The sequence below is a fragment of the Kribbella sp. NBC_00709 genome (genome assembly GCF_036226565.1).
Taxonomy (GTDB): domain Bacteria; phylum Actinomycetota; class Actinomycetes; order Propionibacteriales; family Kribbellaceae; genus Kribbella.
Window position 1 is genome coordinate 2,585,815 of the sequence record NZ_CP108996.1, and the last position, 23,810, is coordinate 2,609,624.

Genomic DNA, 23,810 nt, shown 5'->3' on the forward strand with positions numbered 1-23,810 from the left:
ATTCACCTCGGCGTCTTGAACGAAACGGACACAGTCTCACGGCTCGAAGCGGTAGCCCATGCCTGGTTCGGTGAGGAGGTGTTTGGGGCGGGCCGGGTCGGGCTCCAGTTTGCGGCGGAGCTGGCCCATGTAGAAGCGGAGGTTGCCGCTGGCGGTTTCGTAGCCGGGACCCCAGACCTCGGTCAGCAGCTGGCGTTGGGACATCAGCTTGCCGGGGTTGCGGACCAGGACCTCCAGCAGGTGCCACTCGGTCGGCGTGAGGCGGATGTCTTCGCCGTTCTCCAGCGTGACCCGCTTCGCGGCGAGGTCGACGACGGCACCTCCGACAGTGACGACGGGCTGGTCCTGCGCGATGTTGCTGCGGCGGAGTACTGCGCGCATCCGGGCGAGGAGCTCGTCGATACCGAACGGCTTGGTCACGTAGTCGTCCGCGCCGGCGTCCAGGGCCTCGACCTTGTCGGTCTGGTCGGTCCGCCCGGACAGCACCAGGATCGGCGCGTCGGTCCAGCCCCGTAGCCCGCGGATCACGTCCACGCCGTCGAAGTCGGGCAGCCCCAGGTCGAGGATCACCAGCTCCGGCGGATGCTGGGCGGCAACCTTCAACGCCGACGTACCGGTGCCGGCCAGATGCACCTCGTACCCGCGCGCCTTCAGATTGATCTGCAACGCCCGCACGATCTGCGGTTCGTCGTCGACCACCAAGACTCTCGTCACTCTTGCTCCGATCGTTCGCGTGCTCCCGGGACCGGGGCGTCGGTCGGGCGGAGGGTGGCGGTCGGGATCGACACCACCATGGTCAGACCGCCGCCCGGGGTGTCTTCGGGCTGCAGCGTGCCGTGCATGGCCTCGGCGAGCCCGCGCGCGAGCGCCAGCCCGAGCCCGACGCCGACGGTGTTGTCGGTGTCTCCGAGCCGCTGGAACGGCGCGAACACCCGGTCCCGGTCCTGGCGCGGGATCCCCGGGCCCCGGTCGATCACCCGGACCTCGACGATGTCGCCGAGCGCGCTTCCGGTGATCAGCGGCGGGCGCCCGGGCGGCGAGTAGCGGATCGCGTTCGCCAGCAGGTTCGCCACCACACGCTCCAGCAGCGCCGGATCGGCCTCGACCAGCGGCAGTGTGTGCGGGATGTCGACCGTCACCTTGTCGGCCTCGTCACCGAGCTCGGCCAGGACGCCGGGCAGGATCTCGTCCAGCGCCATCGGCCGCGTGAAGACCGGCAGTACGCCGGCCTGCAGCCGGCTCAGATCGAGCAGGTTGTCCACCAGCCGCGACAACCGGTCCAGCGACTCGTCCGCGGTCTCCAGCAGTTCGGCCCGCTCGGACTCGCTCCACTCGACGTCGTCGCTCCGCAAGCTCGTCACGGAAGCCTTGGCCGACGCGAGCGGGGACCGCAGATCATGGCCGACGGCCCGCAACAGCGCCGTCCGCAGCTTGTCCGCCTCGGCCAGCGGCTTCGCCTCGGCGGCGGCCTCGCTGAGCCGGGCGCGGTCGACCAGCGCGGCGGCATGGGCCGCGAACGCCCCGACCAGCCGTCGCTCGTCCGCTTCCAGCTGATGACCCTGCAGGACCAGAACCAGGTCGTCCCGCGCCGGAATCTCCGCGTCGGCCTCCTCCGGACGGGTGCAGGTCAGGGAGCCGGCCGTGGCCAACGGTCGCCAGACCTCGGTCAGCTCGTCGTCGTCCACACGTTCCATCAGACACGCCCCGGTCATCCCGAACGCCTCGCGCACCCGTTCGAGCAGCGCGGGCAGGGCGGTCTCACCTCGCAGTACCGATCCGGCCAAAGTCGCCAACGTCTCCGATTCCGCGGCCGCCCGGGCCGCCTGCCTGGTCCGCCGAGCCGCCCGGTCGACGACCGAACTCACCATCGCCGCGACCAGGACGAAGATCAGCAGCGCCAGCGCGTTGTTCAGCTCGGCGATCGTGAAGGTCCGCTTCGGCGGTGTGAAGAACCAGTTGAGCACCAGCGACCCGCCGACCGCGGTCACCATCGCCGGCCACATCCCGCCGACCAGCGCCACCACGACCACCGCCAGCAGGAACGCGAGCACGTTGCTGGTCAGGTTGAGCGTGTCGCCGCCCAGCCCGAGCACCAGTGCGAGCACCGGCGGCAGCACGATCGACAGCACGAAACCCTGGATCTTCCGGCGCCGGGACAGACTCCCCCGCAGCCGGGGCAACCGCCCACGACCCATCAACGAGTGCGTGACGAGGTGTACGTCGATATCGCCGGAGTCGCGGATCGTGGTGGCGCCGATCCCCGGCCCGGTGAACAGCGAGCCGATCCGCGAACGGCGACTGCCGCCGAGCACCAACTGGGTGGCGTTCTCGGCCTTCGCGAACGTCAGCAGGGCGGACGGGATGTCGTCGCCGACGACCTGGTGATAGGTCCCGCCGAGCTTCTCGACCAGGTTGCGCTGCGCAGCCAGCTGGCTCGGGTTCGCCCCGGTCAGACCGTCCGAGCGGGCGACGTGGACGGCGAGCAGGTCCCCACCGGAGGACCGCGCGGCGATCCGGGCGGCGCGCCGGATCAGCGTCTCGCCTTCGGGACCGCCGGTGAGCGCGACCACGACCCGCTCCCGGGCCTCCCAGGTCGAGTCGATGTCGTGCTCCTGCCGGTACTGCTGCAGGCCCGCATCCACCCGGTCGGCCAGCCACAGCAACGCCAGCTCACGCAGGGCGGACAGGTTGCCGACCCGGAAGTAGTTGCCTAGGGCAGCGTCCACCTTGTCGGCGGTGTAGATGTTGCCGTGTGCCATCCGCCGGCGCAGCGCCTCCGGCGTCATGTCGACCAGCTCGATCTGGTCCGCGGCCCGGACCACCCGGTCCGGGACCGTCTCCTGCTGCGGTACGCCGGTGATCTTCTCGACCACGTCGTTGATCGACTCGAGATGCTGGATGTTGACCGCCGAGATCACGTCGATCCCGGCGGCCAGCAGCTCCTCGATGTCCTGCCAGCGCTTCTCGTTCCGGCTGCCCGGCACGTTGGTGTGTGCCAGCTCGTCGACCAGCGCGACCTCCGGCCGCCGCGCCAGCACCGCGTCGATGTCCAGCTCGGTGAAGCTCGCGCCCCGGTAGTCGATGATCCGCCGCGGGATCACCTCGAGCCCGGCGAGCATCTCCGCGGTGTGTTCACGGCCGTGGGTCTCGACGAATCCGACCACCACGTCGGTCCCCCGGGCGAGGCGCCGTTGCCCCTCCCCCAGCATCTTGTACGTCTTCCCGACGCCGGGCGCGGCCCCGAGATAGATCCGCAGATGCCCACGGCCGTTCTTGCTCATACCGCCATGCTCTCAGTTCAGCCCAGCGCTGCGAGCGCAGTGTTGAGCTTCACCACGTTGACGCGGGGCTCACCCAGGAATCCCAGGGTGCGACCCTCCGTGTTCTCCTTTACCAGCTGCCGGACCTGGTCCACGCCGAGGCCTCGCTCCCGGGCGACCCGGTTGACCTGCAGGGTGGCGTACGCCGGGCTGATGTCCGGATCGAGCCCGCTGCCGCTGGCCGTGACCGCGTCGGGCGGGACCTGGGACGGGTCGACACCCTCCAGCGCCGCCACCTCCTTGCGACGGTCCTGCACGGCCGTGACCAGATCGGCGTTGTTCGGACCGAGGTTCGATCCGCCGCTGGCCGCGGCGTCGTAGGAGCTTGCCGACGGCCGGGTCTGGAACCACTTCGGGTCCGCGACCATGATCGCCTTCCCGTCGTCGTCCTTCTTGCCGCTGTCCATCGTGTACGCCTGGCCGATCAGGTCGGAGGCGACGGCCTTGCCGTTCACCTCGACGATCGAGCCGTTCGCGTTGCCGTGGAACAGCGCCTGCGCGACCCCGGTCATCACCAGCGGGTAGACGATCCCGAGGATCGCCGTGAAGACGAGCAGCGCCCGTAGCGCCACTCCGAACTGCCGGACTGAGCCCGGCAAGTTGCTTGCCATGAACAACTACCTTTCAGCGCAGACCGGGGATCAAGGAGATCACCAGGTCGAGGAGCTTGATACCGATGAACGGGCTGATCAGACCGCCGACGCCGTACACCAGCAGGTTGCGCCGCAGCATCGCCGACGCCGAGGACGGCCTGTACCGGACGCCGCGCAGCGCCAGCGGCACCAGCAGCACGATGATCAGCGCGTTGAACACGATCGCGGACACGATCGCCGACTCCGGCGAGTGCAGTCCCATCACGTTCAGCTTGTCCAGACCGGGGTACGCCGCCGCGAACAGGGCCGGCAGGATCGCGAAGTACTTCGCCACGTCGTTCGCGATCGAGAACGTGGTCAGCGAACCGCGGGTGATCAGCAACTGCTTGCCGATCTCAACGATCTCGATCAGCTTGGTCGGGTTGGAGTCGAGGTCGACCATGTTGCCGGCCTCCTTCGCGGCCGACGTACCGGAGTTCATCGCCACGCCGACATCGGCCTGCGCCAGCGCCGGAGCGTCGTTGGTGCCGTCACCGGTCATCGCGACCAGCCGGCCGCCCTCCTGCTCCTTCTTGATCAGCGCCATCTTGTCCTCGGGCGTCGCCTCGGCCAGGAAGTCGTCGACCCCAGCCTCCTCGGCGATCGCCTTCGCGGTCAGCGCGTTGTCACCGGTGATCATCACGGTCCGGATGCCCATCGCGCGCATCTGGTCGAACCGCTCCCGCATCCCTGCCTTGACGACGTCCTTGAGGTGGATGACGCCGAGCGCCCGGGCCTTGCCTCCGATGCTCTCGGCAACGACCAGCGGAGTGCCGCCGGAGGCCGAGATCCCGTCGACGATCTCGCCGAGCTGCGCGTCGATCGACCCGCCGTGCTGGTTGATCCAGGCGTTGACCGCGCCGGCCGCACCCTTGCGGATCTGCCGGTCGTCGACGTCGACGCCGCTCATCCGGGTCTGTGCGGTGAACTCGACGAAGTGCGCGTGCGGCAGTTCGCCGGTGTGGCGCTCCCGCAGGCCGTACCCGGTCTTCGCGAGGACGACGATCGACCGGCCCTCCGGCGTCTCGTCGGCGAGGCTGGACAGCTGTGCCGCGTCGGCCAGCTCGGTGTCGTTCACACCCCCGACCGGGATGAACTCCGACGCCTGCCGGTTGCCCAGCGTGATGGTGCCGGTCTTGTCCAGCAGCAGGGTGTTCACGTCACCGGCGGCCTCGACCGCACGGCCGGACATCGCCAGCACGTTGCGCTGGACGAGCCGGTCCATGCCGGCGATACCGATCGCGGACAGCAGCGCACCGATCGTGGTCGGGATCAGGGCGACCAGCAGGGCCACCAGGATCACGATGCTCAGGTTCGTGTGCGCGTAGTTCGCGAACGTCGGCAGGGTCGCGGTGGCGATCAGGAACACGATCGTCAGGCTGGCCAGCAGGATGTTCAGCGCGATCTCGTTCGGCGTCTTCTGCCGCGAGGCGCCCTCGACCAGGGCAATCATCCGGTCGATGAAGCTCTCACCGGGCTTGGTGGTGATCTTCACGACGATCCGGTCCGACAGCACCTTGGTGCCGCCGGTGACCGCGCTGCGGTCGCCGCCGGACTCCCGGATGACCGGGGCCGACTCGCCGGTGATCGCCGACTCGTCGACGCTCGCCACCCCCTCGACGACGTCACCGTCGCCGGGGATGATCTGGCCGGCCTCGACGACGACCAGGTCACCGAGCCGCAGCTGGGCGGCCGGTACCTCTTCCTCCTTGTCGCCGGACATGCGGCGAGCGGTGGTCTCGGTCTTGGCCCGGCGCAGCGTCTCGGCCTGGGCCTTGCCGCGGCCTTCCGCGACCGCCTCCGCCAGGTTCGCGAAGATCACGGTCAGCCAGAGCCAGACCACGATCCACCAGACGAACACGCTGGGGTCGGTGACGGCCTTGATCGTGGACGCGGCCGCGCCCACCTCGACCACGAACATGACCGGGTTCTTCACCATCAGCCGCGGGTCGAGCTTCTTCACCGCGTCCGGCAAGGACGTCAGCAGCATCTTCGGGTCGAACGCACCCGACGGCGCCTTCTTCGCCACCGTGTCCGCGGCCTTCTTCGGGGCCGGGGACGGCGGGGTCTTCACGATCGTGGTCACAGTCCCTCCGCGAGGGGTCCGAGGGTCAGAGCTGGGAAGTAGGTCAGGCCGGTCACGATCAGGACGACGCCGACGAGCATCGTCACGAACAGGGCCTTGTGGGTGGGCAGCGTGCCCTGGGTCACCGGTACCGGCTGCTGCTGGGCGAGGGAGCCCGCCAGCGCCAGTGCGAACACGATCGGGACGAACCGGCCGAGCAGCATCACCAGCCCGAGCGCCGTGTTGTAGAACGGGATGTTCGCGCTGATACCGGCGAACGCACTGCCGTTGTTGTTGCCCGCCGAGGTGAAGGCGTACAGCACCTCGGAGAAGCCGTGCGGGCTGTCGGTGTTCAGGATCGACGCCCGGGCCACCGCGAGTCCCATCGCGAGCGAGGCGCCGACGAGGACGACGGTCGGCGTCGTCAGGATGTACAGCGAGACGAGCTTCATCTCGCGCGCGGTGATCTTCTTCTTCAGGTACTCCGGTGTGCGGCCGACCATCAGGCCCGCGACGAACACCGCAAGGATGGCGAGGATCAGCATGCCGTACAGGCCGGTCCCCGTACCGCCGGGCGTCACTTCGCCGAGCATCATGTGGAACAGCGGCACGCCACCGCCGAGTGGGGTGAACGAGTCGTGCATCGAGTTCACCGCGCCCGTCGACGTACCGGTCGTCGAGACGGCGAACAGTGAGGACGCCCATTCACCGAAGCGGGTCTCCTTGCCCTCCATCGCGGCGCCGGCGGCCTGGGTCGCAGTACCCGCGCCCTGGACCTCGAACAGCGTCGCCAGGAAGACGAAGGCGGCCCAGATCGTGCCCATCACACCGAGGATCGCGTAGCCCTGACGCTTGTCCTTGACCATCACGCCGAAGGTCCGGGTCAGACAGACCGGGATGACCATGATCAGGAAGATCTCGAACAGGTTCGACAGCGGGTTCGGGTTCTCGAACGGGTGCGCGGAGTTGGCGTTGTAGTAGCCACCGCCGTTGGTGCCGAGCTCCTTGATGACCTCCTGGCTGGCCACCGGGCCGCCCGGGAGGTGCTGGGTCTGGCCGACCACCGAGGTGACCTCGTGCCCGCCGGAGAAGTTCTGTACGACGCCCATCGCGACCAGCAGGACGGTACCCAGGACCGCGATCGGGACCAGCACGCGCAGCACGGTCCGGACCAGGTCGACCCAGAAGTTGCCGACCCGGTCGGTCTTCGACCGGGAGAAGCCCCGGATCAGGGCGATCGCGACGGTGATCCCGACGGCCGCGGACAGGAAGTTCTGCACCGCGAGGCCGGCGAACTGGACCAGGTGGCCCATCACCGCCTCCGGAACGTAGCTCTGCCAGTTGGTGTTCGAGACGAAGGACGCGGCGGTGTTGAACGCCAGCCCGGACTCGACGTTCGGCAGGCCCAGCGACAGCGGCAGCCAGTGCTGCAGGCGCTGGAGCAGGTACAACAGGATGACGCTGAGCGCGGAGAACGCGATCAGCGAGCGGGCGTAGACGGGCCAGGTCTGGTCGGCCTTCGGGTCGACGCCGAACAGCTTGTACGTCCAGCGCTCGACGCGCAGGTCCTTGCCGGACGTGTAGACCCTGGCCATGTAGCCGCCGAACGGGCGGTAGACGGCCGCCAGGCACGCGAGCAGGAGGCCGACCTGCAACAGGCCGGCTGCGGTGTCGGACATCAGAACCTCTCGGGGAAGACCAGGGCGGCGATCAGATAGAGGACCAGAGCAACGGCCACGACCAGGCCGGCGATAGTCATTGGGCCTCCCGGCCTGGACTGAGGAGCGGAGGGAGCGAAGCGACCGGAGCGACGAGGGAAGGCCGGGAGTTACAGCCCAATGACTCGCCGCGACGAAGTCGCGGCATCAGCAGAGTCTCGGCGCTCACAACTTCTCCACTCCACGCAGCGCGAACCAGACGGCCGCGAACACGACGACGGTGACGGCGAGGTAGATCACGTCATGCATGACGCCACGACCTCGCGGTGAAAGTGCTCATGCATTCACTGCACACCGCTAGCTGTCCGGTCAGGAGGGTTCTCGCAGGCCTCTCACACCCGCTGACACAGCTCTCACAGGCTTCTCACATACTTACGGCTGGCATCCCCACCGACAGACAAGGGAAGATCCCGCACGTGACTGAACTGGACACCCCCGCCCCCGCAGAGCAGTTCTTCTCCGCGGACACCCGGACCGCGCTGGCCGAGGCGAGCCGGAAGCTCGCCGAACGCCTGCAGGCCCACACCGACGCGCTGCTCGCGATGACCGGCGACGAGGACAACACCGAGCTCTTCGAGCACAACGCCGCGCTCGAGGGCGTGGTCGAGGACTGGAACGACGCCGTCTTCGAGCACACGGGTACGACGCCGCTGCTGCTGGACGACTCGGTCGACGACGAGGACGAGGAGGACGTCGAGCCGGACCACGTGATCAGCGTCGTGTCGCGGTTCGACCTGCGCGTGGTCGACCTGGACGCGCTGCTGGAGGCCGGCCGGGCCGCGCAGGAACGGCACCCGGCCGAGCTGGACGAGTCCGGCGAGCGGGAGCCGGTCGACTCCGCCGAGCAGGCCATCTACGAGATCAGTCGCGAGGTCGGCGAGGCCTGGTTCGAGCTGCCGGGTATCGAGATGGTCGCCGGAGCACGCGCGTACGTCGTACCCGAGCCGCCGTTCGAGGCGCTCGACGCCGACGCCGAGGACGTCGTCACCGAACTCATCGCCCCGAACGGCATAGCGACCCACGCCGAGACCTGGGCCTAGGCCGGACACGGCCTAGACGAGGAGTTCACCGTCCAGGACTGTGATCGCCTGGCCCTTCAGGTAGACGCGGTCGCCGGATGAGCTGACCTGGACGACACCGCCTCGGGCGGACGCCTGGTACCCGACCAGTTCGTTCCGCCCGAGGCGTTCGCCCCAGTACGGCGCCAGACTGGTGTGTGCGCTCCCGGTCACCGGGTCCTCCGGGATCCCGCTGCCCGGCGCGAAGAACCGCGAGACGAAGTCGTACTCCGTACCCTGCGCCGTCACGATCACTCCCCGCAGCTTCTCGCGCTCGATGATCCCGGCCATCACGTCGTAGTCGGGGACCACCGCGCGCACCGTCGCCTCGTCCCGGACGACGACCAGGAGATCGCGGAGCTCGCCCGCGACGTAGACCTCGGCGAACTCGACAGCCAACGCCGCTCCGAGCTCCTCCGGAGCCGGCACCTCGAACGGCCGGTTGACCGGAAAGTCCAGCATGATCCCGTCGTCCGCGACGGTCGCGGTCAGGATGCCGCTGCGCGTTGCGAAGGCGACCTTCCCGGACACCTTGCCGTCCGCGGCCAGCGCATGCGTGGTCGCGAGCGTGGCGTGGCCGCAGAGCCTCTCTTCCAGGGTCGGCGTGAACCAGCGCAGATCCCAGTCCGCGTCGGCCCGCTCCGACGGCCGGGCGAACGCGGTCTCGGCATGATTCATCTCGGCAGCGACGGCCAGCATCCAGGCCTCGTCGGGCCATTCCCCTGCGTCGAGGAGGCACACCCCGGCCGGATTCCCGGTGAACGGACGATCGGCGAACGCGTCGACAACCCTGATCCTCATAGCTCGACGCTAATCAGGACCGCTACCGGTTTCCATAGCCACTTCGGCACCCGGTGGACCGCTCAGGCCATCGCGACAGCCTCGATCTCGAGCAGCCAGTTCTCCGCATAGATGTCGGCGATGACGACGGTGAGGGCCGGGGCGTGCGCGCCGAGGACCTCCTCGCGGATCTTCCCGTTCAGCGCGCGGTACTGCCGGTCGGAGAGGTATGTCGTCACCTTCACCAGGTTCCGGATCCCCATCCCCGCCTCGGACAGCACCGCCAGCACGTTCCGCCAGACCATCCGGCACTGCGCCTCGAACGTCTCCGGCACCCGGCCGTGCTCGTTGCCCCACGGCACCTGCCCGCTGACGAACACCATCCGCTGTGCGCCGTCGACCTGGATGCCATGGCTGTACTTGCCCGACATCGGCAGGATCGACGGGTTCAACGGCTCGATCGCGAGTTCTGGCATCTGCTCCCCCTGCTGCTCATCGTGCTCCCCACCCCGAGGCTCACCGCTCATGTCTACCTTGCCGCGATTGAACCGCCTAGCCCACCCGGCCGTATCGATGGTGTTCCGCATTCCGACCGACAGGAAAGTGACATGTCACTTCGCTCGAAAGGCCGTCCCCTCGCTGCGGCGGCCGCAGTCGTCAGCGGCCTCGCACTGATCGCACCGGCACCCGCCAGCGCACACCAGTCCCGGCACACGCCACTCGACGTACAGCAGGTCAATCTGGTGTCGGATCTGCCCGGCAAGGCCGCGCTGCAGGATCCCGATCTGGTGAACGCGTGGGGTCTCTCCCTCGGCGCCACCACACCGCTGTGGGTGTCGAACGCCGGTACGTCGTCGTCCACGCTCTACTCGTCCGCGCCCGGGGCGACCACCGCCACCAAGGTGCCCACGGTCCGGGTGACGGTGCCGTTGCCGACCGGGCAGGTCAACAACGCCGGCACCGGGTTCGTGCTGAGCAACGGGACGGTCAGCGGGCCGGCCCGGTTCATCTTCGCCACCCTGACCGGCCAGATCGCCGCCTGGGGTCCGCCGGTCACCCCGGCGATCGGTGCCGCCGAGATCAAGGCCACCACCCCCGGCGCCGCCTACACCGGGCTGGCGATCTCGCCGACCTCCGACCGGCTGTACGCCGCCAACTTCGCGCAGGGGCGGGTCGACGTGTTCGACAGCGCGTTCCAGCCGGTCAAGCTGCCGTGGTGGGCGTTCCGCGACTTCTCGCTGCCGAAGGGCTACGCACCGTTCAACGCGCAGACCCTGAACGGGCGGATCTTCGTCACCTACGCCAAGCCCGACCCGAAGACCGGGCGCAGCCAGGCCGGGCGTGGGCTCGGCTTCGTCGACGAGTACACGGTCGACGGCAAACTGGTCACCCGGGTCGCCTCCCGCGGCGACCTGAACGCGCCGTGGGGCGTGGCGTTCGCGCCCGCATCCTGGGGTGAGCCCACCGGCACGCTCCTGGTCGGCAACTTCGGCGACGGCCGGATCAACATCCTGCAGCCGAAGTCCCACGGCAGGTTCGCGCTCACCGACCAGGTCCGCAACACTCACGGCCGGACCCTGGTGATCGACGGCCTCTGGGCCCTCCTCCAAGGCACGGCAACCACCGGCGGCACCGACGCGCTGTGGTTCTCCGCCGGCCCGAAGAACGAGACCCACGGTCTGCTCGGCCTACTGCGCAAGTAGTTCTCAGAGAGGTTTCTCGAACCAGTGATGCGCGTAGGGCTCGGCGTTGAACGCCGGCACCTCCTCGTAGCCCGAGGAACGGTAGAGGGCGATCGCCCAGCCCGAGCCCGCGCGCATCCGGTGACACCCACATCCGTTTGAGCTCGGCCGGATCGGACCCGTGCAACTTGACCGCACCACATCCGACCGGCTCCGAGCACAACGTTGCCATCAGCAACAACCCGTGACACCTCGTCCATCGCCGCGACCCGCTGGGTAACCAGGCGATTGAACTTCCTGACCACGCCGATTCCCATTCTCTGACGTTAGTCAGAGATCTACTCGTTGGCCTACCCCGAACAGCAACGAACTCGACTGCACCATCTCCGGATACCGATCCGCGAGCCGTGCGCACTCCAGCGCCGTACGCAGCGGATCCGGCTCCTGGAGACTGTCGGGGAGCGGCCGGTCCCCGTAGTGCGCGTCGATCATCACGGTCAGCCAGCCGCCCGGACCGGTCAGCCCGTGGATGGTCACCCCGCGCAGCCCGGCGTGGTTGAGCTCCGCCCGCAGCTGCGCGACGGTGTGGTACGTCGTGTGCGCCATCCGATCGTTCCGCGGGCTGTACCCGTCCCGCAGGATGTCCGTCACCACCGCCTGCCGTTCGATCAACGTGTTGGCCAGGGTGGAGCCGATCAGATTGGCCGCCCGGTTGATCGCGACCACCGCGACGAACCCGCCGAGCTTCGTCACCCGCATCGCCTCGCGGAGCGCGAGCTGCCGCTCCTCCGCCTCCCGCAGGTGGTACATCGGCCCCGCCACGAACGCCGCGTCGAACTCCTCGTCGTCCCACGGCAGCCGGCGGGCATCCCCTTGTACGGCGCTGATCCCGGCGGCGGTCGCCTGCCGGACGTGCCGCTCGACCGGGTCGATCAGCTCGACGTCGTACCCTCGATGTTTCAGCCAGCTCGCATGAACCCCGGGTCCGCCGCCGATGTCGGCGACTGCCGCGGGAGGCGGTGGCAGGTACTGGTTGAGCAGATCCTGTACCCGAGCCAGTTCCAGCCGGCCTTTGACCGTCGACCCCAGCCGGCTCGCTTCGTCGTACCGCTCGCTGTAGTGCTCCTCGAGCTCCACGTGCATCGTCATGACACCCGAGTCTGAACACAGAACCCCGCCCCAGGCAGGCCAGATCACGGGGCAGCCCGGGGCAGATCAATCTGCCCCGGGCTGTCCCGTTCGCTGCGGTGACTCAGTCGAGCGGGCGGAGTTCGTCGGCGTAGGAGACGGAGACCCGGCGGAGTACGCCGTCCTTGACCGAGTACTGACCCATGCGCCACAAGGGTGGGCTGTAGGCGTGGACGGTGACGCTGCCCTTGTCCAGGCCGACGACGCGGTGGATGTGGTCCGGGCCGAAGCCGTACACGTCGCCCGCCTCGATCTCGGTCTCGACCGATTCGACGCCGATCGCCAGGTTGTGCTCGACGAGCTTGCCGCGGGCGACCGCGACGGCGCCGGAGGAGACGTCGTGGTCGTGCCAGCCGGTGTCGTTGACCGGGGTCCAGCAGATCAGCCAGACGTCGACGTTGGCGTCGCGGTGCAGCGACGCGAAGACCCGCTCGTCGTCGCTGTACGCGACCTTGTCCTCCCACAGGTGCGGCTGGGCCGCGAGACCGCCGGCCAGCTCGGCCAGCTCGTCAGGGGTGAGATCACGTCCTGGAAGGTTGTCGAGCGACAGACAGTCGTTGAGCTCCACGAGCCGGCTGGCCTGGCGAGCCGGGACGTTCGGTACGTCGATTGGCTGGGCAGTCACTGCACTCCCCTCTCAGGAGTAGGTACACCGGCGCCGAACAGCAGCCGGTGTGGATTGTCGTGGCGGATCACCGCGGTCGCGGCATCGCCTTGGCGGAGGTCGGTGGTCCCGGCGTACGGCCGGTCGGTGCCGTGCACGACCTGGTCGATGCCGAGGATCCGCGCGACCGCGTCGATCCCCTGCGGGCCGTAGCTCGAGGTGTCGACGTACAGATTGGGGTCGATGGTGCCGAGCCGCCCGCCGCGCGCGGCCAGCCGCTCGTGGTGCACCGGCGCGAGACCGGCCGCGGCCGCGAAGCACAACCGCAGGCCCGGGTACGAGCGCCGTCCGCCGAACGCATGCCACGCCCACCAGGCCGCCTGTAGCTGAGTGGTGTAGTCGACGACCGGCGCCCACCAGCACGGCGCATCGGTCGATCGGGCCGCGCCGGGATGCACGAAGATCGGCTTGCTCAGTCGCTCAGCGGTCCACAGCAACTCACCCAGTGCTTCCCAGGAGGTCGGCGTACCGAGCACGTGGGCGGGCAGTTGCAGTCCGACGAAACCCTTGTCCAGCAGGGATTCCAGCTGCCGCGCGTCGGGCTCGAGCAGGTCGATGGACGCCCAGGCCTTGAACGGTTGCGGGAACAGCGCAGCACCTTCGTGCCAGGCGGCGAGCAGTTCGGCGTCCCCGAGTTCCTCGATGCCCAGCGGACTCGACAGCGACACCAGGGCGAGCGTCGTGCCGGCGTCCTGCTCCAGCGCGACCCGCTTGCCGATCTCGTGCGCCGCGGGATCCACGTCGTACGGCGCCTCGGTCGCGGTGTGGAGTGTCCAGCCGTCGAGGTACGGCGGCTCGCGGCGCGCCCGGAGCCGGTCGACGAACGCTTCCGGCCACAGGTGCTGGTGGACGTCGATCATCGGCTCCCCCTCTCCGCGGTTTGATCAGATTGAAGCGCTTCAGGATGATTAGAGTGAAGCGCTTCAAAGCATCCGTTGTCAAGTAGCCTTCTCGCCCCCCGGACGCCCGCGCTCCCTCCCACCCGGACGCCCGCGCTCCCTCCCCGGACGTCTGAGGGGTCAACCCCGGAGCTCGCCGGTTGTCCCACCCGCAGACTGGGTGCCAACCGACCATCTGAGGGGTTGACCCCTGAGCCGGTCGGCGGTGGCGGCTGGTTTTGTCCATGGGGACGGTTATGGTCGTGGACATGTCCGGAACCGGTCGGAGGCCAACCCTCAAGGACATCGCCGCCGAGACCGGGCTCTCGATGGCCGCCGTGTCGTACGCTCTGCGCGGTCTGCACGGCACGCCCGAGACCCGGCAGCGGGTCCAGGACGCTGCCGACCGCCTCGGCTACCAGGCCGACCCGGTCGCCCGCGCGCTCGCCTCGGGCCGCAGCGGCTCGATCGGCGTGCTCTGCGCGTCCCTCGAAGACCTCTGGCAGCAACGGGTCGCGGCCGCGCTCGGCCGCGAGCTCCTCGCCCCGGACCGGAATGCCTGGATCATCGACTCCGCCGGTGACGCGGACCGCCAGCTCGAGCTCGCCCAGCACCTGGTCGACCACCGCGCCGACGCGATCGTGGTGATCCCGATCGACCCGGCCGCCAAGGAGTGGGCGGAGATCACCAAGCAGGCTCCGGTGATCGCGATCGGCGACGCCCTGCCCGGCGCGAAGGCGAAGTCCGAGGTGATCCTCGACAACGAGACCGGCGTGAGTACGGCGCTGCGCCGGCTGGCCGACGCGGGCCACCGCACTGTCGCCGTGCTCAGCCCGACCCGCCGCTTCGAGGTGGAGCGCCCGGCCGAGGAGATCGCCCAGCGCGTGGCGGCCGACCTCGGACTCGTGATCCGCCTGCTGCAGTGCCCACACGATCTGGCCGGCGCGACGGACGTCGCCCGGACGCTGCTGACCACCGCCCAACGCCCGACCGGCATCCTCGCGCTCGCCGACTCCATGGCCTTCGGGGTGTACGCGGCGAGCCGCGAGCTCGGTCTGCAGATCCCGGACGACCTGTCCCTGCTCGGATACGACGACCAGCCGATGTCCCAGCTGCTCACGCCGCCGCTGTCGACGTTCCACTGGCCGCTCGACGAGCTGGTCAGCCACGTCGTCTCGCGAGTCACCTCCGCCGTCGACACCAATCGCCGCGTCCGCCGGACCACCCTCACCCCGACCCTGATCGAGCGCGGTTCGGTCGCCGCCCCGCCGTCCAGCTAGGCAGGTCGGCAACCGATGCGCGACAGGCTCCACGCGATCGAAACTAGACTAATCCACTGCACTTACTGTTCGTTGTCCATGATCCGGACAGACGAACCATCATGTGGCCGCAGTTCCTCGGCCGCCGACCACACCCGGCGGGCGAGTTCCTCGTCGTACGAGATCTCGGATGAGCGGACCTTGGTGAATCGGTCGTAGTAGCCGGTTGGCGGCTCGTCCCCGGCCGCGAGGCGGACCACCGGCTCGGCGCCACGTCGCGCCGGTATTGCGAAAGCCGAGATGGCCGCGACCTGCAAACGCGGGAACTGCCGGCCGAGGTCGGTCCGCACCACGCCCGGATGTACGGCGACGACAGTCCACTCCGGGCGCCGCCGCTGCAGCTCGTACGTGAACAGTAGGTTGGCCAGCTTGCTCCGGCTGTAGGTCAGGAACGGATCGAACGACTCCACCCCATCCACCAGCCGCGCCGGATCGAGCCGGACCGCTCCACCTCGCATCGGCGACCGATGGCCCTCGGAGTTCACGTTCACGATCCGCCCGCCGGGTGGGATCAGTGGGCCTAGCAACGCGACCGCGGACCACGGCGCCAGATGGTGTACGGCGAGATTCAGCTCGACGCCTTCCGCCGTCACCTGCCGCCTCGGCGTCATCACGCCCGCGTTGTTCATCAGTACGTCGATCCGCCCGGGAACCTCGGCGGCGACCTTCTCGATCCCGGCCCGCACCGAAACATCCGCCGCAATAACCGTTGCGTCAGGCAACCGGTTGGCCAAGGCGGCCGCGCGGTCCGGATCCCTTCCCACCAAGAACAACCGATGCCCACCCGCGGCCAACTGCTCGGCAGCCTGGCGTCCAAGGCCCGACGTCGCACCAATCAGCACGACCGTACTCACGGCTTGATTCCGTTCAGGCCGACGGCGGTGGTGAGGATCCGGTCCCGAAGCCCGGCCGGGAGTTTCGGCAGGATGGCGCCGAGGGTACGGGCCTCGGCGACGGCGTACCGGCGGTGGGGGCGTCGCGCCTCGACTGCCCGAACGATGACCTCGGCAACCTTCTCCACCGGCCCCGGCTTGAAGCGGCTCATCGCCTTCTCGTACGCCGCCAGATGCGCCTGGTAGAGCTCCACCCGCTCCCGATCGGCCCGCTGCAGAGACGCATCCGCGGCCGCACCGGCCCGAGCGAAGATCTCCGTCTCCGTCGTCCCCGGCTCGATCACGACCACCGGGATCTTCCACGCAGCCAGCTCCAGCCGCAGCGCGTTCGACAGGGCCTCCAGTCCCGCCTTGCTGGCGGACAGCGCGCCCAGCAACGGCATCGCGACCCGCCCGGTCGCCGCACTCACATTCACGATCCGCCCAGCGCTGCGCCCCGCAGACCCGCCCGCACGCAGCAATGGCAGGAACTCGCGGATCACCGACGCCGGCCCGAGCGTGTTCACCTCAAGCTGTCGTCGCCACTCGTCCGCCGGCACCAACTCCAGCGGCCCCTGCACGATCACTCCCGCGTTGTTGATCACCGCCCACAGCCCGTCCACCTCGCCGGCGACCCGCTTCGCCGCCGCGGCGACGCTCTCCGGATCCGCCACATCCAGCGGCAGCACCCGCACTCCCGGCTCGAATTCAGCCGGTCCGCGCGCACCGGCGTACACGGTGAAGCCCCGGCTCTCCAGTAGCCGAACTGTCGCCGTACCGATGCCGCCGGTCGCTCCGGTGACGAGAACCGCACGTCCCTCCGTCATATCGACTCCCCAGCTTGAGATGTTCTCTAGGACATGTCCCTAGGGACATATGAGAGCATGCACATGTCCGAAGGGACATGTCAAGATGGCCGTCCAGCGAAGGAGGCGGATATGTCACTGCGGCACGGGCTGCTCGGGCTGCTTGCCGAGGGGCCGGCCAGCGGGTACGACCTGGCCCGGCGGTTCACCGAGGTGCTCGGCTCGATCTGGCCGGCACAGCACCCGAAGATCTACGCCGAGCTGAACAAGCTCGCCACCGAGGGCCTGGTCGAGGTCGAGAGCGAGGGACCGCGGCGGCGGAAGGCGTACCGGATCACCGATGCCGGCGTCGCGGAGGTGAAGCGCTGGCTGACCGAGGTCGATGTCGACCACACCATGCGGCTCCAGCCGCTGCTGCGTTCGCTGTTCTTCTGGATGATGGAGACCGACGAGCTGCAACGCCACCTGGAGACCGAAGCGAGCTACTACCGCGAGCTCGCCGACCAGTACCGCGACTACGCCGCCCGCAAGGACCGCGGCGAGTTCGGCTACAGCGAACAGACCCAGTCGATGCGCGTCACCATCGAGGCCGGCATCCGCCTGTACTCCGCCCTCGCCGACTGGGCCGAATGGGCCCAAACCGTCCCACCCGCCAAACCCACGAAGCAGTCCTGAAACACCGGAAAGCCGGCCGAGCGGGTGCTCGGCCGGCCTTCGCGGGAGGGGTACTGCGGGTTACTTGGTGCCGAAGACCTGCAGCTCGGTCATGTCGGTGAACTGGCAGCCGCCGAAAGCGCCGTCGGGGCAGTTCGTCTCGAAGTCCGGAACCTGCGGGCTCGTCATCACGAACCGGACGTACTGGATGCCGGTCGCGTTGCCGGTCGGGCTGACCAGGTTGTACTTGCCCCGGTTCGTGGCGTCGAAGGTGCCCGACGCCGCGACCGCCCAGGTGGTGCCGTCGGCCGAGGTCTCCACCCGGTAGCCACCGGTCGAAGCGCTGCCCGGGTCACCACAGGTGTTGGACGGGTCGATGTTGAACCCGCTGACGTTCACCTTCGCCGGCAGCTTGATGTCGATGTGCTTCTCGATCATCTGGTTGGTCGGCGTGCCGTTGTCGTCGCCGGTCGTGCTGCCCCAGCCGGTGCCCTGGGCGTTGTCGATCGCGAACCCGGGCCCACACTGCGGGCTGAAGTCCGGACCGTTGAAGTCGGCCACCGTGCCACCGCCGGAGGAGGCGGCCCAGTTGCGACGCGGCGTGAAGTTCGCCTTGGCGCCCGGCTTGACCGTGGCCGACTGAACCAGCAGCTCGTACCCCGGAGCGGACATCACGAGCTTCGGGTACGTGCCCGGCGCGACGCCGGTGATGGCGTAGTTGCCTGCTGCATCGGTCGTACCGGCGTAGTCACCGGCGTAGCCGGACGAGTGGCCACCGACGTAGACCAGTGCGCCGGCCACCGGAGCACCGGTGTCCTTGTCCTTCACCGTGCCGGTCAGGGTCGTGGTCGCACCCGTCGGCGGCTTGTGGAAGTCCTCGGCCGGGAACGAGTCGCCGCCGTCGATGACACCGGCGTACCAGCCCATGCCGCGGTTGGCGAAGACGGTCCAGATGGTGTCGGCGTTCTTGCCGCCGCTGGCGACCAGGTCGGCCTGGACGATCGCGTTGCGCATGTCGAGCATCGTCGGGTCGGCCGGCGACAGCTCCATCGCGCGGGTGATGATGCTCATCGCGTAGCTACGGCCGAAGCGCTCGCGCAGGTCCCACAGGGTCTGCGCCCAGACCTCGCCGGAGGCGTGCACCTCGGGCGTCCCGCCGATGGTCGGGAAGTCGGCGTAGGTGTAGCCGCCCTTCGAGCCGTCGGGCTGGATGCAGTTCGGGCTGACTGCCTTGACGCGGCAGTCGATCGCCTGGGTCCGGAACAGCTCGCCGTGCGAGACGTACCGGCCCTCGAGGACCTCACCCGGAGCGGTGGTGTCCTTCTCCAGGCCGTGCGAGACCAGGTAGTCCATCGCGTAGAAGTCGCTCCAGGCCTCGCCCATCGAGCCGGCCTGGATGCTGTTCAGCGTGGAGTTCCCGGTGGCGTCGACGACCAGGCGGTTCGACAGACCGTGGGTGTACTCGTGGTACAGGATGCTGGCGTCGTTCGCGCCGCTGGACGGAACGTAGCCTTCCTGCGCGTCGGTCGTCCCCGGGAAGTGCCACAGGTACATCTGCATGGTCGGCGGGGTGCCGTCCGGCGGGGTCGACATGTTCGCGTTGTCGATGTGGTTGGCGTCCGGTCCGCCGTTCGCGGCGGTGGCCGCGCCGTCCAGCGCGTTCAGGTGCACCGGGTCGCCGCCCGCGGCGTCGAACGAGCCGGCCGCCGGGGTGAAGCTGATCGGCGGCTTCGCCAGCCAGTCGTGGAAGTTGCTGGCCAGGTAGAACGCGTTGGTGACGTCCTGGTTCATGTTGGTCTTCCAGGAGTCCGGCTTCGCCGGGTCCCAGGTGCAGATGAACGCGGCCGAGCAGAACGACGACGCGTTCTGGAAGGTGGTCAGCTTGTACTGGCCGCCGGTCGCGGTGCCCGGCACCTTGACCGTCTCGCCGGCGTTCGGCTGGTTGTCGTCGTTGATGTCCGCGAAGGCCGCGACCGACGTGCCGTCGAGGAGGGTCTTCGCGTTCTTCGGCAGCCACTTGTTGTAGATCAGGTTCTCGACCCGCTGCGTTCCGCCCTTGGCGGCACCCGGGTAGTAGTCCTGCACCAGCGCGTCGCCGTTGCCCTCGCTGACCAGGTCCTTGCGGTAGAGGGTGGCCCCGGTCTGGGCGTCGACGACGTGGCTGTAGATGTTCTCGCCACCGGAGTTGGTGTAGGTCAGCCAACCCTTCTGCAGCCCGTCGGCGGTGTGGAACCACACCTGCTGGGCGGTGTCGCCGTTGCTCCACTTGGTGCTCACACCGGAGCTGGACGCGGTCGCGGACTTCGCCGTACCGCCGACGTCCTTGATCGCCGCGCTCCGGGCGCCGGCCGCGGTGACCTTCGGCGCGGCCTCGGCGGACCGCGCCTGCGCGGCCGTGGTGAGGCCGGCGACGGGCGAGCCCATCACGGAGATCAGCTGGCCGTTCTTGGTGACGTTGGCCTTCAGGCCGTTGCCGAAGACCTCGACGCCGTCGACCACCTGGGTCCAGAAGATGTGGTGGGTGCCGAGGTCGTCGACGTAGTCCTTGCGCAGCTTCAGCGTGCCGAGGTCCGCGGCGGAGAGCTTGAAGATCTCCGGGTGGGCCTTCACGTACCCGAGGGCGACGTCGGTGGCCTTCTTGCCGCTCTTGCCGGTCAGGAAGCCGTTCAGCTTGGTGACCTGGGCCGGCGTGCCGGTGTTCGGGTCGACCTGGACGACGCCCTGGGTGCCGAGCGAGTCGCGGAACTTCTTCGCCGCGGCCGTCTCCTTGCCCTGCACCTTGGCGGAGCGGGCGTAGGTGGTCTTGGCGTTCGGCGTCCGGGCGTCGTAGTTGCCCTTACGCTCCTTGCTCGATGCCTGCTTGTCGGCCTGCGCCGGCTTCTTGGCCTCAGGGCCGGTCTTCTGCGCGGCGTCCGCGCCACCGGCGGTCATGGCCAGCACGACGGCGGCCGCGGAGACGGCTGAGACTGCCAGGAGCCCCCGCCCTCTGCGTGATGTGGTCACAGCAAATCTCCATGAAGTTCGTATTAGCGGATCGCCCTCCACGACCCGTCCCGGGGGCTGACCTTAAGCCTGCGGGGGCGTCCGGGGAAGAGAAATCTCCGGAATGTCGCGGAGTTGAGGGTTGTCCTTCGTGCCCGGAACAGTACTAGGAGCGACCGGACAATGGTTGCATGCAGCCACTGTCCGGTCGCACCGTGTCATTCTCCGGGTTTATTCATGCGTCAGAAAGCGCCGGCGCCGTTCGGAGTACCGAGGCCGGTCGGGCCGTCCCAACCGGTACGGGCGTTGCACCACTGGGTCGTCGGGCACGAGCCGTTGCTGCCGCTCGTCACGTCGAACAGCGAGCCCGGGTGGGCGTACGGGAACGCGTTCGCGTACCCGCTGGTGTTGCCGGACAGCGCGTAGACCGCGGCGATGATCGGCGCAGCCTCACTCGTCCCGCCGAACTGCGCCCACGTCGACGCGGTCTTGCTGGTCGGGTAGTAGATCGCCATCCCGCCCTTGCCCGGGTCGGCGGCGGCGGACACGTCCGCCATCGCGCGCTTCGAGCAGCCGGTGCTGAACGACGCCGCACCCGGCAGCGCGGTGTTGTACGTCGAGCAGCCCGAACCGGCGCCGCTCCACACGGACTCGCTCCAGCCCCGTGAGTTGCTGGCGGCAACCAACGACGTACCGCCGACAGCCGTCGTGTACGACGAGGACGCCGGGTAGCTGCCGCCCTGGTAGCCGTCGTCACCGGTGGATGCGGTGACCGCGATACCCGGGTGGTTGTAGTACGCGCCGTACGTCGTGTCGTCCGCGTCGCCGCCGCCGTAGCTGTTCGAGATGGCGACCACGCCGGCCTGCTTGGCAGCGGTCTGGACCGCGGTGCCGAGGTCCGCGAAGCTCGCCGACTTGGCCTGTACGACGATGATCTTGGCGTCCGGCGCCGCGGCCGAGACCGCATCCACGTCGAGTGCCTGCTCGCCGGCCCAGCCCACGTTGAACGTCGGCAGCGTCGTACCGCCGGTCTGGTTGATGACCTTCAGGCAGCCGTTCGCCTTCGTGCACGCGGACAGGCCGAACTGGGAGCGGTAGACGCCGAGGTCGCGCTCCAGGTTCGGGTAGCCGTAGGCGTCGACGATGGCGACCGTACGGCCGCCGGCGCTCAGCCCGCTGAGCTTGTAGGCGTCCCGCAGACCGGTTGGGGTCAGGCCGGTCGACGGCGGCGCGCTGGCAGCCGGTGCGAACCCGTCCGGGTTCACGAGTTTCACCGCGTCGCAGCTCGCGGTGTGCTTGGCCTTGGCGGTCGAGCAGACGCGGGCGGCGTGCTTCCCGGCGGTGTAGGGGTTCTGGGCCGCGTCGGCCCCAGATGCGGTCAGTACTGATGCGGTCAGTCCCGCGACGGCCAGTGCGCCGACGCCCAGGGCGGACACGAGAATCCGTTGCCTCAACTGGACTCCTCGAGTTTGGGCAGACCTCCGCACACGAACCCTTATGGCCGGGGCGGAGGCCACCATTAATGGGGGGTATTCGCATCGTCCGTCCGCCGGGCAGGCCGATACCAGCGATCGGACCGCTGACAAATGTCATAGGTGGACCCGTGACAACCGCCCCGATCGGGCCGGAATTTCCGCGTAATCGCGGGCTTACGGAGGGTGCGCGTGGCGGTGAAGGATTCCCCCTGAGTTTCCCGGGCTCCGAGTATTGACACGGTTTGGACAGCCGGGGCTATGCTGCCGGGAACCTGCGAGAAATCGATTTCCCTGCCTGGAGGTCCGCTCATGGATCAGCCCTTCCTCAGTCGGCGACACCTTCTGCAGGCAGCGGGCGGTACGGCGCTCGCCGCCGCGCTGACCGCGTGCGGCGGAGGCGGCGGAAGCGGCGGCGGCTCGTCGTCGAAAGAGCTGTCGTTCGTGTACATGGGCACGGCCGAGCAGCAGGCGACCTGGAACAAGCTGTTCGCGAAGTTCAGCGAGCAGCACCCGGAGATCAAGCTCAAGGCCGAGGGCATCCCGCTGTCGAACTGGGGCGACTTCTTCAACAAGCTGTCCACCCGGATCGCCGGCGGCCAGGTGCCGGACGTCATCCAGATCGCGACCGAGGGCCAGCGGCTGTTCGCCTCCAAGGGCCTGCTCGCGCCGCTCGACGACTACATCGCCAAGGACAAGTCGACGATCGACGAGTACTACGCCGACATGGACCCGAACCTGGTCGAGTGGGACAAGAAGTACGCCTCCACCGACGGTAAGACGTACTACCTGCCGGGCGAGTTCAACACCATGTGCATGTGGTACTCGAAGGACCTGTTCGCCAAGGCCGGCGTACCGGAGCCGACGCCGAAGTGGACCTGGGACGACTTCCGGCACGCGTGTGAGCAGATCAAGGCCAAGACCGGCGCCTTCGGGTACGCCGCGGGCCCGGAGTACTTCGCGGCGATCATGCCGTGGCTGTTGACGAACGGGACCAGCAGCTTCAGTGACGACTGGTCGAAGCCGACGTACGACGACCCTCGCGTGATCGAGGCCGCTGAATTCAACCGGAAGCTGGTGGCCGACAAGCTGTCGCCGCCGCCGGGTGGCACCTTCGACGCGACGACCGCGGCCGCGCAGGGCAAGCTGGCGATGTTCGGCGGCGGCCGCTGGCCGATCATCAGCATCCGGAACCTGAAGGCGACCGCCACGATGGGGATCGTGCCGTGGCCGGTGAAGGCCGGGCCGGGCTCGCCGGTGGGCTGGAACGGGTACCCGATCCTGAAGGCGTCGAAGAAGAAGGACGACGCCTGGACGTTCATCAAGTTCCTGATCTCCAAGGAGGGCTCGTCGTTCTTCGCCCAGCTCGGCGGCACGATCGTCCCGGCCCGGAAGTCGGTCGCGAACAGCCAGTCGTTCCTCGAGGATGCGCCGAAGGGCACGGAGTACCTGTATCAAGCGCTGTCCTACGCGACGCCGATCCCCTCGCCGGACAAGGGCGCAGCAATCCAGAAGGCGATCGAGGACGGCTGGAAGCAGGTGCTGACCGGCAACGCCGCACCCGCCGACGCGCTCGGGAAGGCGCAGACCACGCTGGAGGGGTTGGTCTGAAACCGCAGCGGAGGGACTGGCTCCCCGGCTACCTGTTCATCAGCCCAGCCGTCCTGCTCTTCGTCGTCTTCGTCGCCGCCCCGCTGGTCGCGGCCTTCGGCCTGAGCCT

General features: G+C 68.8%; 20 protein-coding genes. 5 read left to right on the top strand and 15 right to left on the bottom strand.

Annotated features, from left to right (window positions below; genetic code table 11):
* Window positions 1-36: 36 nt before the first annotated feature.
* The 6 genes from OHA18_RS12690 to kdpF all read right to left on the bottom strand — a co-directional run bounded on the left by OHA18_RS12690 (window position 37) and on the right by kdpF (window position 7,776).
* Window positions 37-714, bottom strand: coding sequence for a response regulator (locus OHA18_RS12690; RefSeq protein WP_329004249.1), 678 nt, complete (start codon window positions 712-714; stop codon window positions 37-39).
* Entirely contained in the window at window positions 711-3,281 is a 2,571-nt protein-coding gene (locus OHA18_RS12695; protein WP_329004250.1) for a sensor histidine kinase, read from the bottom strand. Before OHA18_RS12695 ends, OHA18_RS12690 begins: the two co-directional genes overlap by 4 nt.
* A gap of 17 nt (window positions 3,282-3,298) precedes the next feature.
* Window positions 3,299-3,931 (bottom strand): potassium-transporting ATPase subunit C, encoded by a 633-nt coding sequence (locus OHA18_RS12700; protein ID WP_329004251.1) that lies wholly within the window; start codon window positions 3,929-3,931, stop codon window positions 3,299-3,301.
* A 13-nt stretch (window positions 3,932-3,944) separates the two neighbouring features.
* Window positions 3,945-5,942 carry a potassium-transporting ATPase subunit KdpB gene (gene kdpB / locus OHA18_RS12705; RefSeq protein ID WP_329006096.1) on the bottom strand — a complete coding sequence of 666 codons (1,998 nt, stop codon included), beginning with the start codon at window positions 5,940-5,942 and terminating at the stop codon, window positions 3,945-3,947.
* Window positions 5,943-6,034: 92 nt separating this feature from the next.
* Window positions 6,035-7,696, bottom strand: coding sequence for a potassium-transporting ATPase subunit KdpA (kdpA, locus tag OHA18_RS12710; protein ID WP_329004252.1), 1,662 nt, complete (start codon window positions 7,694-7,696; stop codon window positions 6,035-6,037).
* On the bottom strand, window positions 7,696-7,776 hold the full coding sequence (kdpF, locus tag OHA18_RS12715) for a K(+)-transporting ATPase subunit F (protein WP_329006097.1): 81 nt from the start codon (window positions 7,774-7,776) through the stop codon (window positions 7,696-7,698). The genes kdpA and kdpF overlap by 1 nt, the downstream gene beginning before the upstream one ends.
* A 375-nt stretch (window positions 7,777-8,151) precedes the next feature.
* Here kdpF and OHA18_RS12720 point away from each other — a divergent pair, with 375 nt between their 5' ends.
* Complete coding sequence (locus tag OHA18_RS12720; protein ID WP_329004253.1) at window positions 8,152-8,775, top strand: hypothetical protein; 624 nt, start codon at window positions 8,152-8,154, stop codon at window positions 8,773-8,775.
* Between the two features lie 12 nt (window positions 8,776-8,787).
* Here the strand turns inward: OHA18_RS12720 and OHA18_RS12725 are convergent, their stop codons facing one another.
* On the bottom strand, window positions 8,788-9,594 hold the full coding sequence (locus OHA18_RS12725) for a PhzF family phenazine biosynthesis protein (protein WP_329004254.1): 807 nt from the start codon (window positions 9,592-9,594) through the stop codon (window positions 8,788-8,790).
* Between the two features lie 62 nt (window positions 9,595-9,656).
* A complete protein-coding gene (locus tag OHA18_RS12730) occupies window positions 9,657-10,049 on the bottom strand; it encodes a RidA family protein (RefSeq protein WP_329004255.1) in 393 nt (130 codons plus the stop codon).
* 132 nt (window positions 10,050-10,181) lie between these two features.
* Here OHA18_RS12730 and OHA18_RS12735 point away from each other — a divergent pair, with 132 nt between their 5' ends.
* Entirely contained in the window at window positions 10,182-11,276 is a 1,095-nt protein-coding gene (locus OHA18_RS12735; RefSeq protein ID WP_329004256.1) for a TIGR03118 family protein, read from the top strand.
* 309 nt (window positions 11,277-11,585) lie between these two features.
* Here OHA18_RS12735 and OHA18_RS12740 read toward each other — a convergent pair whose 3' ends face one another.
* The 3 genes from OHA18_RS12740 to OHA18_RS12750 form a co-directional block, all read right to left on the bottom strand.
* Entirely contained in the window at window positions 11,586-12,404 is an 819-nt protein-coding gene (locus tag OHA18_RS12740) for a class I SAM-dependent methyltransferase (protein WP_329004257.1), read from the bottom strand.
* Between the two features lie 103 nt (window positions 12,405-12,507).
* Window positions 12,508-13,068: a cysteine dioxygenase gene (locus OHA18_RS12745; protein WP_134120866.1), complete on the bottom strand. Its 561-nt coding sequence runs from the start codon at window positions 13,066-13,068 to the stop codon at window positions 12,508-12,510.
* Window positions 13,065-13,967, bottom strand: coding sequence for an amidohydrolase family protein (locus OHA18_RS12750; RefSeq protein WP_329004258.1), 903 nt, complete (start codon window positions 13,965-13,967; stop codon window positions 13,065-13,067). Before OHA18_RS12750 ends, OHA18_RS12745 begins: the two co-directional genes overlap by 4 nt.
* A 287-nt stretch (window positions 13,968-14,254) precedes the next feature.
* Between OHA18_RS12750 and OHA18_RS12755 the strand changes: the two genes are divergently transcribed.
* Window positions 14,255-15,265, top strand: coding sequence for a LacI family DNA-binding transcriptional regulator (locus OHA18_RS12755; protein ID WP_329004259.1), 1,011 nt, complete (start codon window positions 14,255-14,257; stop codon window positions 15,263-15,265).
* Window positions 15,266-15,327: 62 nt separating this feature from the next.
* On the opposite strand, the gene OHA18_RS12760 is transcribed toward OHA18_RS12755, so the two are convergent.
* Together OHA18_RS12760 and OHA18_RS12765 are read right to left on the bottom strand one after the other, a co-directional pair.
* The gene (locus OHA18_RS12760) at window positions 15,328-16,158 is read right to left on the bottom strand and encodes an SDR family NAD(P)-dependent oxidoreductase (protein ID WP_329004260.1); all 831 of its coding nucleotides are present in this window, start codon (window positions 16,156-16,158) and stop codon (window positions 15,328-15,330) included.
* Complete coding sequence (locus tag OHA18_RS12765; RefSeq protein ID WP_329004261.1) at window positions 16,155-17,003, bottom strand: SDR family NAD(P)-dependent oxidoreductase; 849 nt, start codon at window positions 17,001-17,003, stop codon at window positions 16,155-16,157. Before OHA18_RS12765 ends, OHA18_RS12760 begins: the two co-directional genes overlap by 4 nt.
* A 111-nt stretch (window positions 17,004-17,114) precedes the next feature.
* Between OHA18_RS12765 and OHA18_RS12770 the strand changes: the two genes are divergently transcribed.
* On the top strand, window positions 17,115-17,657 hold the full coding sequence (locus OHA18_RS12770; protein ID WP_329004262.1) for a PadR family transcriptional regulator: 543 nt from the start codon (window positions 17,115-17,117) through the stop codon (window positions 17,655-17,657).
* A gap of 60 nt (window positions 17,658-17,717) precedes the next feature.
* On the opposite strand, the gene OHA18_RS12775 is transcribed toward OHA18_RS12770, so the two are convergent.
* Window positions 17,718-20,639, bottom strand: coding sequence for a M36 family metallopeptidase (locus OHA18_RS12775; RefSeq protein ID WP_329004263.1), 2,922 nt, complete (start codon window positions 20,637-20,639; stop codon window positions 17,718-17,720).
* A 221-nt stretch (window positions 20,640-20,860) separates the two neighbouring features.
* Window positions 20,861-22,072, bottom strand: a complete 1,212-nt coding sequence (locus OHA18_RS12780) for a S53 family peptidase (RefSeq protein WP_329004264.1) — start codon at window positions 22,070-22,072, stop codon at window positions 20,861-20,863.
* Between the two features lie 330 nt (window positions 22,073-22,402).
* Here OHA18_RS12780 and OHA18_RS12785 point away from each other — a divergent pair, with 330 nt between their 5' ends.
* On the top strand, window positions 22,403-23,701 hold the full coding sequence (locus OHA18_RS12785; protein WP_329004265.1) for an ABC transporter substrate-binding protein: 1,299 nt from the start codon (window positions 22,403-22,405) through the stop codon (window positions 23,699-23,701).
* Window positions 23,702-23,810 lie beyond the last annotated feature (109 nt).